The organism is Streptomyces sp. YS-3 (genome assembly GCF_045257485.1).
GTDB lineage: Bacteria > Actinomycetota > Actinomycetes > Streptomycetales > Streptomycetaceae > Streptomyces.
In genome coordinates this window covers 1-1,047 of the sequence record NZ_JBJHPC010001070.1, presented here as the reverse complement: position 1 = coordinate 1,047, position 1,047 = coordinate 1, and the positions used below count along the sequence as shown (strand labels likewise).

Below are 1,047 nucleotides of genomic sequence, written 5' to 3'. Positions count from 1 at the left end.
CCGCAGGACCTCCCGCCGGTTCCCCTCGGTCACGCGGTACACCGCGCGGCCCGAGGGCGGCGGACGGGCGGCCTCCGGGGCCTCGCCCGCGCCCGCGCGCCAGTGGCCGCTGCTGAGCGTGCTGGGGTCGACCGGGCTCGGGCTGCTGCTCGTCTCGCTGGACCTCTTCCGGGTCGGCCTGATCATCATCGGGCTGGCCCTGCTGGCGGGCGCGGTGCTGCGCTGGCTGCTGCCGTCGGTGGGGATGCTGGCGGTGCGCTCGCGCTTCACCGACATCACCACGTACGGCGCGCTGGGCGTCCTGATCGTGCTGCTCGCCCTGGTGGCGCAGCCCAGGCCCTGGCTGGACATCCCGTTCCTGGAGGACGCGGTCCGCTTCACGGTGCGCTGACCCGCCCGGAACACCCGTGAACAGAACGGCGCCCGTCCTCTCCCCCGTGGGACGACGGGCGCCGTCTGTCCCCCGTGGACGTAAGAGTCATGGACGCGCCAAGGCGGCTACAAGGGAAGCCGGGGGCCTGTGGCGCGGAGGTGACCGTTCCGCAACTGTGTGTGCGTCGGGCAACAGCCCTCCCCGGGCGGCGGGGGCCTTGGTGACGGCACCCCCCGCCGATGGGAGGATGGGGTCGGAACAGGGGCCAAGGGTGTGCCGGGGGCGGCAACGGGCCCCGGGGGGCACATCGGGCACATACGGGGGGACAAGGGGGAAGCACATGCCTCGCTGGAAGGCGCTGCCGGAGGAACTCGACCCGCAGGTGCGGGAGTTCGCCAGCCAGCTGCGCAGACTGGTCGACCGCAGTGGACTGAGCCTGGCGTCGGTCGCCGACCGCACCGGCTACAGCAAGACCTCGTGGGAGCGCTATCTGGGCGGACGGCTGCTCGCGCCCAAGGGCGCCGTCGTCGCGCTCGCCGAGGTCACCGGCACCAATCCCCTCCACCTCACCACCATGTGGGAGCTCGCGGAACGCGCCTGGAGCCGTGCCGAGATGCGCCACGACATGACGATGGAACAGATCCGGATATCCCAGGCGCGTGCGGCGCTGGGCG

At 72.9% G+C, this 1,047-nt stretch carries 2 protein-coding genes; both read left to right on the top strand.

Translation table 11 applies throughout. The annotated features are described in order from the left end of the window. A partial coding sequence (locus ACJA3G_RS37520; protein ID WP_406557477.1) for a DUF3017 domain-containing protein occupies positions 1-391 on the top strand: 391 nt, incomplete at its 5' end. A 322-nt stretch (positions 392-713) separates the two neighbouring features. Beyond that, a partial coding sequence (locus ACJA3G_RS37515) for a helix-turn-helix domain-containing protein (RefSeq protein ID WP_406557476.1) occupies positions 714-1,047 on the top strand: 334 nt, incomplete at its 3' end.